Source organism: Streptomyces sp. DH10, assembly GCF_029813805.1.
In the GTDB taxonomy this organism is placed as follows: Bacteria; Actinomycetota; Actinomycetes; order Streptomycetales; family Streptomycetaceae; genus Streptomyces; species Streptomyces coeruleofuscus.
In genome coordinates this window covers 178,333-193,261 of sequence record NZ_JARVKU010000013.1, presented here as the reverse complement: position 1 = coordinate 193,261, position 14,929 = coordinate 178,333, and the positions used below count along the sequence as shown (strand labels likewise).

Sequence of the window (14,929 nt, the reverse complement as noted above, 5' to 3'; positions counted from 1 at the left end):
CGACATCACCCTGCCTGGCAGGCACCAGCGGTCACCGATTCAGGTGTCCCCGCCGTCCGCCTCGTCGCGCGGCTGGTATCCGAGGAAGTACTCATACCTCTCCACGGCCAGCTCCGTCAGATGGCTCGCAAGGTCGCCGATGTCGTCCCAGTCCATGGCGAGCCAGATCTCCAGGTGCTCGCAGAGTTCGCTGCGCATGCGGTTGCGGGCGGCGACCTGTGTGTGTATCTGCGGACGCCGGACGAGCACCGACATCTCCATGGTCAGGCCTCGGGCCGCCCGGATCAGATCGGTGCCCGGCGGCCAAGGTTCCCGCCCGGCTTCTTCGGCGTGCTGCTGGAGCAGTCCGAGGACCAGCCGTTCAGTCCGGGAGTCGAGACCGTCGTCGCTCTCCGGCTCCTGCTCCGCCGCGGCCACATCCCCGACCAGACGCTTCAGGTCGGCGGCAGCCTGCTCGAAGTCGTCCCGCATCCGCGCGACGATCTCTTCGAGCCGGACGCTGAACCGCTGGTAGCCCGCCCGGTCGCCGCCGATCTTCGCGCTGATGCGCAGCTTCAGCGAGCCCGTCATGTACGAGCAGCGCGCCCGGGGGTCGGCATTCGCGTCGACCCGTTCCATGAACTCCGGGTCGGTGAGTTCGACGGGCGGGATCCGCTGCCGGATACCAGTGGTCTCGATGTGCTGCGAGATCAGCCGGCGCACCTTGGCCCCGTAGCGGCGCGGGCTGAACTGTTCACGGCCGTCGAGGTAGCGGCGTCTGGCCATGTACTGCAGCGTGCCCAACTGTCCTGCCAGGGAACGGTACTTCAGTGCCTCCGGATCCGGCAGGACCGCGTTGAGCGCCGTCAGGAAGTCACGGACGCGTTCGTCGAACTCGCCGCGCCGCAGCGGGTCGTCGAGGCGTTCGCCGAGAAACTCCTCCCACTGGGACTCGTCGCCGGGGTCGGTGACGTTCTGCCCGGCCAGGAAGCGGGTGACCTTCGCCCCGAGGTCTTCCAGGAGGGCCTTGGCGGCGGCGTCGGACCGCAACAGCAGTCCGTCCCGGTCCGGGCTGCGGCCGTCCGGCTGCGGTCCCTCGTAGTCCGGCTGGAGGTGGTCCACGGATACGTTTCGGTAGCCGAGGACGTGCCGCAGGTGCTCCTGGTCGTAGGACGCGAGCGAGCGGGCCAGTTCGGGGCCGATGCCGACGTAGTCGACGACCTGGCCCCACTTCTTGGCCGGGTAGGGCCGGTTGGTGCGGGCCACGGCCTGCAGCAGTCCCGCGCCGGACAGCTTGCAGTCCAGGTAGAGGACCTGCTCGACGGGCGCGTCGAAGCCGGTGAGCAGCATCGACTGGACCACCAGGAAAGCCATGGTCTCCGGCTGCGCGCTGCCCTCCGTGTCCGGCGGTGCGGGCGATCCGCTGTCCGCGGGCAGGTCGAGATCGACGTTCCACACCTGGCCGCCGCTCGCCGGGGTGCCGACGCCGGACGGCTGCAGCCCGTGCGTCCTGACGTTCCATGCCGGGTCGGCGGTGATGTCGCGCGGAGGCAGCCCCTTCTTGAAGCGTTCGATGTGCGCGTCCTGGTGGCTCTTGGTGATCCACGGCCGCCATGCCTCCGGGTCGCTGCCGCCCTGCCTGGCCGGGGAGATGACCACGGCCGCGTCGAGCGTTCGCAGTACCTCGCGATCCGGCAGGAGCATGAGGAGCGCCCGCTCCTCGTCGTCGGCTTCGAGCGCGGCCATGGGGTCGGCGATCAAGGCCGGGTCGAGCGCGTCGAGGCGGGCGACGAGCCGGTCGCGGGCGGCGAGCAGCGCGGTGTGGTAGCGGACGGCGGCGAGCCTGGAGACGGTGGCGATCTGCGCTCCGAAGCGGTCGGGCAACGCGGTGCGGGCCCAGTGGCCGAGCATGTGCTCGGCCTTGGCCTCGATCACCGAAGGGGCTTCAAGGATCTCCTTGCGTCGGCCGAACTTGCGCAGCACCTTGGCCCGGAGCTCCGGATCGGACGGCACCTTCTCGTCGAACCGGGCGTCGAGGGCGGCCTGTTCGATGACGTCGAGCGGTACGGCGTACGCCTCGTAGCGAACGGGCATGACGGACCGGTCGAGTTCGGCGTCGCGCAGGGTGTACGTGTCGGCGTACTGGCCGAAGATCTCCTCGCTGCGTCTGCGGTTGCGGTCGATCACCGGAGTGCCGGTGAAGCCGATGAAGGCGGCGCGCGGGAGCATGGCCCGCCAGCGGGCGTGCTGCCACTTGTCCTGGCCCCGGTGGGCCTCGTCGATCAGGACGACGACGTGGTGGTGCGGATTGGCCACCCGGTTCTGCACGTACCCCTCGTCCTCGGCAGCGTCGTCGTCGGCGGCGGGGGCGGCGTCGGGCAGTGACTCCTCGCGGCCGTCGTAGGCGGTGTCGTCGCGCTGCGCCTTCTGCAGGGTGACGAGGACTACGTCCCCGACGTCCACCTCCAGGTACTTTCTGGCCCGCTTGACGCTCGGCGCACGATGCACCTTCTCCTCGGTGGCGGCGAGGCTTGCCCGGATCTGCTTCTCCAGGTCGATGCGGTCGGTGACCACGACCACCTTGTGCGACTTTAAAGCGGGACGGCTGCGCAGGTGCCGGACCAAAAACGCCATGGTCAGGCTCTTGCCGGAGCCCTGGGTGTGCCAGACGATACCGCCCCGGTGGCTGACGGCCACGCCGGCCGCCGCCTTCCGGTCCCGCTCCTCCAGCTTCCGCGTGAGCGCCTTCACCGCCTTGAACTGCTGGTGGCGGCCGACCAGTTTGACCGTACGGTGACCGCTGCCGAGCCGGGTGGTGAAGTCCCGTACCAGGTCGAGAAGATGGGAAGGGCGCAGCATCCCGGCGACGAGGATCTCCTGGTCGGTGAGGGCTGCCGACGAGGGCTTGCGCACCTCCTCGCGTACGCGGTCCTCGCTCACGGGCGCGACCGTGCGCCAGGGGGCGAAGTGCCGGGGTTCGGCGGTGACCGTGCCGGTCTCGGCGTGGTCGCGGTCGGTGCCGACCAGGACCTGCGCGAAGCGGACGAACTCGGGTACGGCGGTCGGGGAGTTGACGCCCGCGCACCGGAGAACCTGGTCGACGGCGTCGTCCAGGGCGGCCCGCACGTCTCCCTGAGGGCCGGACACCACGGGCGCCTTGCACTCGATCACCACCCACGGCAGCCCGTTCACGAACAGCACGAGGTCGGGCGTGACGGGGGCGGCGTCCTTCCGTTCGACCCGGAACTGGGAGACGACGAGCAGATCATTGCCGCCGCCGGGAGTGTCCGGGTGCTTCCCGAACTCGCCGTCCCAGTCGACGAGTCGTACGTGTTCGGGATCGCCCTTCGTCCAGCCCGGCAGGGTGCGGGCGTTGCGGCCCTTGCGGAGGAGGTCGGTCACCTCCAGGTTTCCGGCGACGCCGCGTTCCTTCGGGCCCTGCCCCGGCGCGGTGCCCTGGACCAGGGCGAGGAGGTGGTCGAGCTGTGCGTCGCTCAGCCAGGGTTTCCCGTCCGACGGCCTCGGGTTGATCCTGGCCACGGCGGCCTTGAACCGGTCCGCGTACACGACGGTCTCGAAGCTCTTACGGTCCGAGGCGCGCGGCGCGGTGGCGGGTCCGGCGGTCGGGCCGCCCCGGAGATGGGTCCAGCCCATCGCCGTCAGCTGCTCGATCAGCGGCCGCTCGGTCCTGACGTACTCCGGCTGCTCCGCCACGCCTGTCCTCCCCGGCCGGCCTCGATCCCCGCCCTCCGGTACAGGACAGGTGATCGAAACTCTATCGGCGGCCGGAGAGCGTGGCGCGGGGTGCGCGCGGATCAGGCGGCAAGCACCGGGGAGGGTGGCCGGAAATCATCCCCGAGGGCGAGCTCGAACCAGATGGTCTTGCCGCCCGGTCCGCCGTTCGGCCCGTCGACGGACCCACAGCCGCCCCACCGGTCGGCGAGACTCTCGATGATCGGCAGCCCGCGGCCGCAGAGGGCTGTGGGATCAGGCATCGCCGCGCCCGGCGCGAACGGAGGCAGATCCGGACTCGCGTCCCACACGCTCACGCGCAGCGCGGGGCACAGCCAGTGCATCCGGACGATGACCGGACCCTTGGTGTGCCGCACCGAGTTGGTGGCGAGCTCGCAGGTCAACAGCTCTACTCGGTCTGCGAGTTCACCGATCCCGTGCGCGTGGAGTACGGCACGGAGGGTGCCCCGGACGATCCGGGGACCGCGTGGGTCACAGGGGAGGTGGATCTCGTACACCCAGGGGGCGGTGAACGGGATCGGGGCGGGGTGGTCGCCGTAGCTGACGCCGTAACTGACTGACGGGGTGGGCCGATTCGTTGCTCGGTTCAGTGCTCTGTTCGTTGCTGCTCACGAGGGTTTACCTCCGTGGTGCGGAACGGGTTCTTTGGGGCGCCTGTTTGCGAACTGCCGGACGGCGGTGGCAGTGCCGGGACCCTGCCTTCCGGAGGGCAGGGGGCCGGTGCGCTTCCGCCGGGCGGCGGTTCAGCTGACGACAGTTCACCAAGAGTGGCGCCGAAAGTACAACGGGTGAGACCACTACCACCCCAACGGGTTGAATCACCGAAACTCGTAGACGGGCTGGATCTCCGTCGGCACACTGGCCGCGAACTCAGGGAGGCTAGATGGCACCACGACCGACGCCGTCCGTCCGGCAGCGCCGGTTCGGTGCGGAACTGCGCCGGCTGCGCGAAGCCGCCGGGATGTCCGCCCCGCGGGCGGCCGAACTGCTTGGCACAGACCGGACCACCATCTCCAACGTGGAGGCAGGGCGATTCGGCATCAGCGAGCCTCGGCTCCGACGCCTGGCCAGCATTTACGAATGCGACAACGCCAGCCTCGTCGACGCCCTCGCCGCTATGACCGGCGGGCGGACACGTGGCTGGTGGGACGAGTACCGCGGCAAGATCCCGCCGGACTTTCTCGACGTGTCCGAACTGGAGCACTATGCCTCCAGCCTGCGCACACTCCAGATGGCGCACATCCCTGGCGTGTTTCAAACCGAGGAGCACGCGCGTGCGCTGTTCGACTTGTACGTTCCCGCACTGCCACGCCTGGAGGTGGAACTGCGCGTAGCACACCGCCTGTCACGCCACCGAGTGGTCGAGGAGAGGGCCGTCCCCTACACGGGACTGATCCATGAAGCCGCGCTCCGGTTCCAGATCGGCGGACGCCAGACAGCCAAAGCCCAGCTCAACTGGCTGTTGGCCGAAAGTGAACGCCCCAACGTAACTCTGCTCGTCATCCCGCTGGCCACAGAAGGGTTTCCGATGGCCGGGGACACCATGATGTACGTGTCGGCCTCCGACTCTCACCTCGACACCGTCGAGGTGGACTCCCCCACCGGCGCGGTGTTCTTCGACAGCCCCACCCAACTGGCCAACTTCCGGCGACGGCTGGACTTCGTCGAACAGGTGGCGTTGAATCCGGAGGAGTCGAGGGCCCGGATCCTCGAAATCGTTGGAGAACTCTAGAAGGTGCCGTGCTGCCCGAACTGAGATGGACCAAGTCCTCCTACTCCGAGGCGGCCGGAAACGCGTGCGTCGAGATCGCCACGTCACGGGACGGAATCGCCGTGCGGGACAGCAAACGCCCGGCGACCGTGTTCGTCACGGGCTCGGCGTCATTCGGTGCGCTGATCGAGAGCCTCAGGTCCGGTTCACTCGGGACCGGCCGCTGAGGAGGTCTTCGATCACGCCCCGCTGAACCTGCCTGAGCTTGGCAATCTGCCGCTGAATACCCTGACTGCGCTTCCGGCTGGCAGAAACCGCAGCGACCACCTTCCGCTGCACGTCCTTCGGAACGTCCGGGACCATTAGCTGACGCACCGCGCTCTGGCCAATGTTCTTCATGCTGGCACTCGTACCGGTGGCTCGCGACCGCACCTGACTGCGTACCGAGGGGCTGAGCAGCGCGAGTTCGATGAACTCCGCTTCGGCCACGCCCGTGTCGGGCACGAGTCGCAACGTCTTGTCACTCAACATCAGACGTTCGGCACGTTCCCGAACCACACAGGCAAGTCCGACGAGTTCCTCAGTGTTGGCACGCGTCATGAGAAGGTCTCCGGCACGAACCCGGTACCGCGCGTTGATGAACTCCGCCTCGCGGACGACCTTGTTCTCAATAGCCTTGAACCATCCCGGTTGCACGGCGCTCACCTTCAAGACGCCCCACTCGCCGTCGCCCGCAGGCGTGTCCTCAGCCATGGGACTCTTGCCCGCCTCGATGGAACTCAGCCATCGACCAAGCTCAATACGGCCTCCAGACTCGGTCATCGCCCCAGCCACAACGGCATTCTCGACGGTCCTGAGCTTGCCCAGCTCCCGCTCCAACGCCCCAATCCGCCGCTCGAACGCCTCGTTCGCGGCGACAACGTCGCGTTGTTCGGGCAGCGGCAGCCGCGGAATCTCCAGGGCTCGTACGTCGGCCTGCGACACCTTGTACTGGCCGCTGGTCCCGCGCATGGCCGCCTCAATCTGCCGCCGCACAGCAGCTGAGGTCAGCACGACTCCCAAGAACCCGGGGTCCAGCACGTCAGGATCAGCAACCAGCCGGAACACCAAGTCCGGCAAAAGCAGCCTCGGGCGCACGCGATTCACCGTGCAGGCGACACCCACGAGCGCCTTGACCCCGTTGGCCCGGGACATGAGGACATCGCCGGGCCGTACTTCAAAGGCGATCCTCGGCAGGACCTCGCTGGGAAGTCGCTTCGCCTCCGAGGCAACAAACTTCCCCGAAGTGACCGCGCTGAGCTTCAGAACACCCCACTCGTCCATGGCCGGTCGCGCCGAGTCGCAGACCGGACTCCATCCGGTCTCGACCTTTCGCAGCACATCCTTGAGTGCCACCGTGGATCGAAAATCAACGTCCATAACCCAGCGCCCCCAACCACTCCGCAAGCCCCTTCGCCGCGTCGCCGCTGGCGTCCTCCAGGTCCGTCAGCGACACCTCGTACTTCTCGGCCCAGCGTCGGAAGGAAGCAACGATCTCGCGGCGGCCCGCCGCCAACGCCGCGTTCAGGCGGTCGGACAGGTCGCGTCGCAGGACAGCGAGGACAACCTCCTCTGGACCGCCCTGTTCGGACAGCTTCCGCTCGGCCGCCTTCTCGAGCTCCGGCAGGAAACGGTCATCCAACGCCTTGCGCTTCTTGCGCGCCGCCGTCAGGGCCTTCTTGGCCGCCGTCAACGCCTTGTCTAGAACTGCGAGTTGCTCCGGCCCAACCGGCTCCCCCGGTTCACCGGACGCGGAGTCGGACTCGTCGTCCGTGTCCGTACCCGCATCCGCCACCGCCGACCTCGCCTCAGCCGCTGTCTTCGCCGCGGCCTCCGCCTCCGCGACCGCCACGTCCGCCGCCTTGACCAGCTCCAGGAATTCCGGGATCAACTCCCGTACCACCGGCTGGTCAAGGGCCCTGCGGCGCTCGGCCGGAGAGACCGACGAGCGCTTCGCGTCCTCCGCGCCACCCGGGACCGCCGGGTCGACGATCGCCTCGACGGAGTCGACCCAGCCTTCCAGGACCCGCTCGAAGCCGCCCGCCGCGAGGGCCTTCATGTCGTAGCGGTTCTCCGTCCACCACGCGGCGATGATGCCGGCGGTCGTGAAGTCGTCGAGGACCCCGGCTCCGCCGACCGCGGCCGTGAACCCGTCGAGAAGGCGGCTGCGCAGGTCCATCAGCTTCCGGTCCGCCGCGAGCTGCGCGAAGAGACCGGAGCTCTTCGACCACCACTCATCGTACGTCTCGCGCAGCTCCGACTCCCGCGCGTAGGTCAGTCGCGGAATACGTGCGGCCGTCGCCTCCGCGCCCTCCGGCAGGAAGTCGTAGTAGTCACCCGAGCCCGTATCCGTATCCGCGGCACCGTCCCGGCGCGCGAACAGCGAACCGGCGTCGACTCCGTACGCCTTGAACAGCTTCTCCTTGGCCGCGACCTCGGCGACGGGCACACCCCCGTACAGATGCGCTCGTACGTCCTGCGGCTCCGCGGGCGGTGAGTTGTCCACCCACCGGCGGATGTTGAAGTTTGCCTCGGGGATGCCCTTGGCGTCGGGCGCGAGGAGCGTGTCGCGATGGACCTCGCGCGAGTAGCCGTCGATGAGGCGCCATTCGCGGAAGACCGTCACGATCTTCTCGACGTGTTCGGGGCCGAGTTCGTTCTGGTTGCGGCCGGGCGTGAAGTCCCGGTCGGCGTTGATGAAGAGGACCTTCTTCAGGCGCTTCGGGTCGGTCTTCCCGTGCCGGGGCCGCAGGATCAGGATGCAGGCCGGGACGCCCGCGCCGTAGAACAGGTTCGGGCCGAGGCCGATAACGGCCTCGACGCAGTCGTCCTCCAGCATCCCGATGCGGATCTCGCGTTCCTTGCCACCCCGGAAGAGCACCCCGTACGGCATGACGACGGCCGCTCGTCCCCCGTCCTCCTCCAGAACCGACACCATGTGCTGGACGAACATCAGGTCGGCCTTCTTGCCGCTCCCAGGCGTCCAGCCCCAGCGCATTCGCTCGCCGTGGTCCTCGTCGGCCTTGGCGACGGCGTCCTCGTCGTACGGAAGCGAGAACGGAGGGTTCGACAAGATCGCCGAGAACTTGCGCAGCCGCCCGTTCTCGTCGAGGTGGAGCGGCTCGGCGAGGGTGTCACCATGCTGGAGGTCGAAGGTGTGGATGCCGTGCAGGACCATGTTCATGCTGGCCATGGACCAGGACGGGCCGTTCTTGTCCTGCCCGTTGACCGACAGTTCCTCCGGGTTGCCGCCGTGTTCCTCGACGTGCTCGCGGGCCGCGATCAGCATGCCGCCGGAGCCCGCGCACGGGTCGTAGACCGACTCACCAGGCTGCGGGTCGACCAGGCGCACCATCATCCGTACCACCGAACGCGGCGTGTAGAACTCGCCGCCGCGCTGGCCGGCCGAGTCCGCGAACCGGCCGAGCAGATACTCGTACGCCGCGCCCAGCATGTCGGGGAACTCGAAGTCCTCGTTGCGCAGTCGGTAGAGGCTGAAGTGCCGGATCAGGGAACGGAGTTCGGGATCGGTGAAGCGCGGCTTGGTACCGACCACCTCGTTGAAGCTGATGTGCGAGGCGATGCCCGCGAGCAGGTCGTTGCCCTCCTGCAGCGCCACCAAGGCCTCATCGAGGCCCTGGCCGACCTTCTCGGTCAAGGCCATGATGCCGGGCGCGGGGCTCTGCGGCTTCTCCGGGTCGTGATGCGGTCCACGCCACCAGCGGGCCCGCGGCGGCACGTAGAAGACGCGGGGGTAGGCGGCCGGGTTGTTCGCCTTGGCCAATGCCTTCGCCTGGTCGCCGCCGGTCTGCGCGCGCCGCTCCTCGTACACCCGCTTCCACTCCGGCTCGAACTCGTCCGAGGCCCGCTTCAGGAAGAGCATCCCGAAGATGAAATCGCGGTACTCGGAGGCGTCCATCCGGCCGCGCAGGATGTCGGCGGCCGAGAAGAGATGGCGTTCGAGCTCGGGCAGGGTGATTCTGGCCACGCGGATCCTTCGTACGGAATTGGAGGTGCTACGGAAGATTAGACGGCCCGCCGGTGCAGGAGGTAACCCGTGCGGAACCGGACATTCGCCGCTGTACACCGAGCGGCGCGGCCGCCGATCAGACCTCGACGATGCCCAGACTGACCAGGAGTCGCCACACGTCCGTGGACGGGTCGCGGCTGAGGACCTCGCAGTTCTTGGCGTGCCCCGAGCGGGCGGCCCGCTCCTTCGCCGAGCGACCGTACTTCGGAGCCTCGAACGTGGCGTTGGCGGGCTTGCACGAACCGTGCTCACACTGACCGACCAGGGCTCGCGCGTGCTGCACCGCCGTTGCCTCCTTGTCCTTCAGCGCCTTGGTACGGGCATCACCCAGACTCTTGTCCGGCTTGTCGAACCGCTTGTACGCGGCGTCGGCCTTGCGCAGCTTCTCCAGGACGTACGTGTTCTTCGCCGCGCCCTGGGCGCCGCCGAACGGCTGGAAGTGGAGCAGCAACCACAGTTCGAAGGAGGGGTGGGAGAAGCAGACCTCGGTGTCCGAGGCCGCTGCGGCCTCGAAGGCCTCGGGGATGTCGTGGTGGCTGTCCCGGTCGAAGAGCACCCAGGTCTCGTCCTCCCCCTGGGCCGCGTCGACGACCGCCTTGACGGCTCGGGACGGGATCAGGCCGTCGGCCTTGCGGACCGGCTTGATGGTGAAGGGTGGTCGGCCGGTCTTGCTGTCCCCACTCCCGTACTCCTTGTTGAGGTATCGCAGGTAGTCGTACTCGGTCACCTCGCCTTCGCATCCCACGTACAGCACCCGCTCGCGACGCGAGTACTGCGAAGGAGGCGCCTGCGGCGGCATCACCGTGCTCGCCGCGTCCTTCTTCGACCTGCGCCTGCTGCTCATGCTCCGTGCCCACCCCGCTCGCTCACGCCGTCGCTGCCGCCTTCTCCTCCAGCCAGGACACCTCGCGGGCGATCTCGCCCGGGGTCACCCGGGGCACCCCTCCGTACCGGCCACGCAGATAGCCCCGCTCCAGGTCCTCGCCCGCCTCCGGGTGGGCGGCGACCAGCGGATACAGCTCGGTCGCGCCGGACTTCGTCTTCGCGGTGAGCCATACCTGGTCGCGGCTGAGCGGACGGTCCAGCACGGCGTTGCCGAGCAGCGTGGCGTCGTGGGTGGTGAAGATCAGCTGGGCACCCTTGGCGTTGGCCTTACGGTCCTGGAAGAGGCGGACGACCTCGGCGGCCAGCGTGGGGTGGAGACTGGAGTCGAGCTCGTCGACCAGCAGCGTCGTCCCGTTGTCGAGGACCGCGAGCATCGGGCCGAGGAAAGCGAACCACGCGTGCGTACCGAAGCTTTCCTCGGTGAGGAAGTCGAGGGGAACGGCTTCCGCCCCCTCCGTCCGGTGCCGAAGAGAGACCGCGCCGGTGTCCGGATCGAGATCGAAGCCGGTGACGCCCAGGTCGGCGGCGGCCAGGAGCTGGACGAGTCGTTCGCGGTAGCCGGTGTCGTCGTGGAGTTCGGTGAGGCGGCGCTTGGTCCAGTCGGCACGGTGCCTGATGTCCTCACCCGGGGTCATCAGCCACAGGTTGTTCAGGAACCAGCGGTGCAGGGCGGACAGTTGAGGGTCGTTGAGGGTGGCCGCGGTGGAGAGGAAGAGGGCGTTCGGCCGGGTGAGCGCGACCAGGTCGTCGCGCCGGCCGGTGAAGGCCGGGCTCTCGAAGAGGTACTCATCGCCGTCCTCCGCCGGGCGGTCCGCCTCCCTGTCGAACCAGACCTGCCGGATGCCGCCCGGGTAGGCGTGCAGCCATTCGGCCTCGACCCGGTCGTCAGAGAGTTCGAAGCCGTACGTGTAGCGGACGGGGGTGCGGGCGCCAAGGACCAGGTCGACCTCGAAGAGGGTGGTCTCCTCGGCGCTGGCAGCGTCCAACTTGAAGGGCTGCCGGTGAGGCACCCCGGGATACTTGGCCCAGTCCGCGAAGGAGGTGCGTACCGCCTCCCGCATGGCGTGGAACGCGCTGAGCAGGTTGCTCTTGCCGGAAGCGTTCGCACCGAAGATCCCGGCCACGGGTAGCACCTGCACGTGCCCGCCACCGTCCTGGGCGATCCCGCTGTCCCGCGCAATGCTGTCGGAACTGTCATCACTGCCTGCCGCAGCGACAAGTGTCAGCTCGGCCTCGTCCCGGATCGAGCGGTGATTCGCCACTCGAAAGCGCAGAAGCACCGTCCACCTCCCGAAGGGGCGGGGAGGTCCCGCCGCCGGCTCACACTGTGCGGGCCTTCCGCGACGGCCAGCCTATGCCGGGTGGTCGGACCGTGCCAGCTCCTGCGAGCCCTCAATGATCAGGCTGTGGCACCTTCCCGGCGAGCCGTGGTGGCGATGGTGGCGGAGCCGACCACCCGGGTGCCGTCATAAAGCACGATCGCCTGCCCGGGAGCGACCCCGCGCACGGGCTCCGTGAACGACGCGTGCAGAGTGTCACCGACCAGCTCCGCCGTGACCTCGGTCTCGCCGCCGTGGGCGCGGAGCTGGGCCGTGTAGGTGCCCGGGCCGGTGGGGGCGACGCCGCACCAGCGCGGCTTGATCGCGGTCAGGGCGCTGACGTCCAGCGCGTCGGCCGGGCCGACCGTGACCGTGTTGGTGACCGGGGAGATGTCCAGGACGTAGCGCGGCTTGCCGTCGGGCGCCGGGGTGCCGATGCGCAGGCCCTTGCGCTGGCCGATGGTGAAGCCGTAGGCGCCCTCGTGCGTGCCGAGCCGGTTGCCGGACTCGTCGACGATGTCGCCCTCGGACCTGCCGAGCCGGTTCGCCAGGAAGCCCTGCGTGTCGCCGTCGGCGATGAAGCAGATGTCGTGCGAGTCGGGCTTCTTGGCCACCGCCAGGCCCCTGCGCTCGGCCTCCGCGCGGATCTCGTCCTTGGTGGTGACCGTGTCGCCGAGCGGGAACATCGCGTGGGCGAGCTGCTTGTCGTCCAGGACGCCGAGGACGTACGACTGGTCCTTGGCCATGTCGGAGGCGCGATGCAGCTCGCGGGTGCCGTCGGGCAGGGTGACGACCTGCGCGTAGTGGCCCGTGCAGACCGCGTCGAAGCCCAGCGCCAGCGCCTTGTCCAGCAGCGCCGCGAACTTGATCTTCTCGTTGCAGCGCAGGCAGGGGTTGGGGGTGCGGCCGGCCTCGTACTCGGCGACGAAGTCCTCGACGACGTCCTCGCGGAAGCGGTCGGCGAGGTCCCACACGTAGAACGGGATGCCGATGACGTCCGCGGCGCGGCGGGCGTCGCGCGAGTCCTCGATGGTGCAGCAGCCCCGCGCCCCGGTGCGGAAGGATTGGGGGTTGGCGGAGAGCGCGAGGTGGACGCCGGTCACGTCGTGGCCCGCCTCGGCCGCGCGGGCGGCGGCGACGGCGGAGTCGACTCCGCCGGACATGGCGGCCAGGACGCGGAGGGGACGGGAGCGCTGCGGGGTGTGAGTCATAACCCTTCCAGGGTAAGGGGGCGCGGGAACCAAGGCCGCCGGGTATCCGTTGGCGATCACATGGGACAGCGGAAGGCTTCGAAGGACGGCGACCGGAAGGTCGGCCGTCGCGCGCTGCTGATCGGTGGCACGGTGGCCGCGGCGGGCTCCGCCGTGCTGGCCCGGGACGAGCTGGCGCGTCTGTGGTGGCGCGTGCCCGGCGTCGAGAAGCCGCGCAAGGAGGGCGAGGTCGACTACGCGGGCGCGCGCTGGGTGGCCGCGTCGGACGCGAACTGGCGCCGTGCGGACCGGCCCGACGACTACGGCATAGACATGGTCGTCATCCACGTCACCCAGGGCGGCTTCGACAGCGCGGTGAAGGCCTTCCAGAACCCGTCACACGGAGCGGCGTCGCACTACATCGTCCGCAAGGACGGGCACATCGCCCAGATGATCCGCGAGCTGGACGTGGCGTACCACGCGGGCAACCGCGACTACAACGAGCGCAGTGTCGGCATCGAGCACGCCGGTTTCGTGGACCGCCCGCAGGACTTCACGGACGAGATGTACGAGGCCTCGGCCCGCCTCACGGCCCGGATATGCGCGCGCTACGGCATACCCGTCGACCGCGAGCACATCATCGGCCACGTGGAGGTCCCGGGCACGGACCACACGGATCCGGGGCCGCACTGGGACTGGGACAGGTACATGCGGCTGGTGCGCGAGGCGCGGACGGCGCCGGCCTGACCGGTCGAGCGGGGCGGAGACGGCGGGACTACGTCAGCCCTGCCGCACGCGCCCGCTCGACTGCCGGGCCGATGGCCTTCGCCAGGGCCTCGACGTCGGCCTCCGTGGAGGTGTGGCCGAGGGAGAAGCGGAGGGTGCCGCGGGCCAGGTCGGGGTCGGTGCCGGTGGCGAGGAGGACGTGGCTGGGCTGGGCGACACCGGCCGTGCAGGCGGAGCCCGTGGAGCACTCGATGCCCTGGGCGTCGAGCAGGAGCAGCAGCGAGTCGCCCTCGCAGCCGGGGAACGTGAAGTGCGCGTTGGCCGGGAGGCGTCCCGCCGGGTCCGGGTCGCCGCCGAGGATGGCGTCGGGCACCGCCGTGCGGACGGCGGTGACGAGGGCGTCGCGCAGAGCACCGATCTCGCGCACGAACCACTCGCGCTGCTCTGCGGCCAGCCGCCCGGCGACCGCGAAGGAGGCGATGGCGGGCACGTCGAGGGTGCCGGAGCGGACGTGGCGTTCCTGGCCGCCGCCGTGCAGGACGGGTACGGGGGTGTGCTCGCGGCCGAGGATGAGAGCGCCGATGCCGTACGGGCCGCCGATCTTGTGGCCCGACACCGCCATCGCGGCGAGGCCGGAGGCGGCGAAGTCCACGGGGATCTGGCCGAAGGCCTGGACGGCGTCCGAGTGCAGGGGGACACCGAACTCGGCGGCCACGTCGGCGAGTTCACGGATCGGCAGGATCGTCCCGATCTCGTTGTTCGCCCACATGACGGTGGCGAGGGCCACGTTGCCGGGGTCGCGGGCGATCGCCTCGCGCAGGGCGTCCGGGTGGACGCGGCCGTGGGCGTCGACCGGCAGGTACTCGATGGTGGCGCCCTCGTGTTCGCCGAGCCAGTGCACGGCGTCGAGGACGGCGTGGTGCTCGACGGGACTGGCGAGAACACGGGTGCGGGCCGGGTCGGCGTCTCGGCGTGACCAGTAAAGGCCCTTGACGGCGAGGTTGTCGGCCTCCGTGCCGCCCGAGGTGAAGACGACCTCGCTGGGGCGGGCGCCGAGGGCTTCGGCGAGGGTCTCGCGGGCCTCCTCGACGGTGCGGCGGGCCTGCCGGCCGGATGCGTGGAGGGAGGACGCGTTGCCGGTGGCACCCAGGTGGGCGGTGAGCGCCTCTGCCGCCTCCGGGAGCATCGGCGTGGTCGCGGCGTGGTCGAGGTAAGCCATGGTGAGCCCGATTCTACGGCTCTCCCTCGGCTGTCCTCAGATCAAGGTTGGCCGAAGCCGGATGGGAAGTGAACCGCT

At 69.4% G+C, this 14,929-nt stretch carries 11 protein-coding genes; 3 read left to right on the top strand and 8 right to left on the bottom strand.

The window, feature by feature from the left end; translation table 11 throughout:
• Positions 1-39: 39 nt before the first annotated feature.
• The gene (locus QC385_RS26215) at positions 40-3,693 is read right to left on the bottom strand and encodes a type I restriction endonuclease subunit R (RefSeq protein WP_279543812.1); all 3,654 of its coding nucleotides are present in this window, start codon (positions 3,691-3,693) and stop codon (positions 40-42) included.
• A 101-nt stretch (positions 3,694-3,794) separates the two neighbouring features.
• On the bottom strand, positions 3,795-4,229 hold the full coding sequence (locus QC385_RS26210) for an ATP-binding protein (protein WP_279543811.1): 435 nt from the start codon (positions 4,227-4,229) through the stop codon (positions 3,795-3,797).
• A 386-nt stretch (positions 4,230-4,615) separates the two neighbouring features.
• Here QC385_RS26210 and QC385_RS26205 point away from each other — a divergent pair, with 386 nt between their 5' ends.
• Together QC385_RS26205 and QC385_RS26200 are read left to right on the top strand one after the other, a co-directional pair.
• The gene (locus QC385_RS26205) at positions 4,616-5,464 is read left to right on the top strand and encodes a helix-turn-helix domain-containing protein (protein ID WP_279543810.1); all 849 of its coding nucleotides are present in this window, start codon (positions 4,616-4,618) and stop codon (positions 5,462-5,464) included.
• 8 nt (positions 5,465-5,472) lie between these two features.
• Positions 5,473-5,670, top strand: a complete 198-nt coding sequence (locus tag QC385_RS26200) for a DUF397 domain-containing protein (protein WP_279543809.1) — start codon at positions 5,473-5,475, stop codon at positions 5,668-5,670.
• Here QC385_RS26200 and QC385_RS26195 read toward each other — a convergent pair.
• From QC385_RS26195 to mnmA, 5 genes are all read right to left on the bottom strand, one after another.
• Complete coding sequence (locus QC385_RS26195) at positions 5,639-6,838, bottom strand: hypothetical protein (protein WP_279543808.1); 1,200 nt, start codon at positions 6,836-6,838, stop codon at positions 5,639-5,641. The two genes, QC385_RS26200 and QC385_RS26195, sit on opposite strands and share 32 nt — an antisense overlap.
• Positions 6,839-6,851: 13 nt before the next feature.
• Positions 6,852-9,470: a type I restriction-modification system subunit M gene (locus tag QC385_RS26190; protein ID WP_279543807.1), complete on the bottom strand. Its 2,619-nt coding sequence runs from the start codon at positions 9,468-9,470 to the stop codon at positions 6,852-6,854.
• Between the two features lie 118 nt (positions 9,471-9,588).
• Positions 9,589-10,356 carry an RloB family protein gene (locus QC385_RS26185; protein ID WP_279543806.1) on the bottom strand — a complete coding sequence of 256 codons (768 nt, stop codon included), beginning with the start codon at positions 10,354-10,356 and terminating at the stop codon, positions 9,589-9,591.
• Between the two features lie 22 nt (positions 10,357-10,378).
• Positions 10,379-11,521, bottom strand: coding sequence for an AAA family ATPase (locus QC385_RS26180; protein WP_279543805.1), 1,143 nt, complete (start codon positions 11,519-11,521; stop codon positions 10,379-10,381).
• Between the two features lie 275 nt (positions 11,522-11,796).
• Entirely contained in the window at positions 11,797-12,927 is a 1,131-nt protein-coding gene (mnmA, locus tag QC385_RS26175) for a tRNA 2-thiouridine(34) synthase MnmA (RefSeq protein WP_279543804.1), read from the bottom strand.
• Positions 12,928-12,987: 60 nt separating this feature from the next.
• Here mnmA and QC385_RS26170 point away from each other — a divergent pair, with 60 nt between their 5' ends.
• Positions 12,988-13,653 (top strand): N-acetylmuramoyl-L-alanine amidase, encoded by a 666-nt coding sequence (locus QC385_RS26170; protein ID WP_279543803.1) that lies wholly within the window; start codon positions 12,988-12,990, stop codon positions 13,651-13,653.
• Between the two features lie 28 nt (positions 13,654-13,681).
• On the opposite strand, the gene QC385_RS26165 is transcribed toward QC385_RS26170, so the two are convergent.
• Entirely contained in the window at positions 13,682-14,851 is a 1,170-nt protein-coding gene (locus tag QC385_RS26165; RefSeq protein ID WP_279543802.1) for a cysteine desulfurase family protein, read from the bottom strand.
• Between the last annotated feature and the right edge of the window lie 78 nt (positions 14,852-14,929).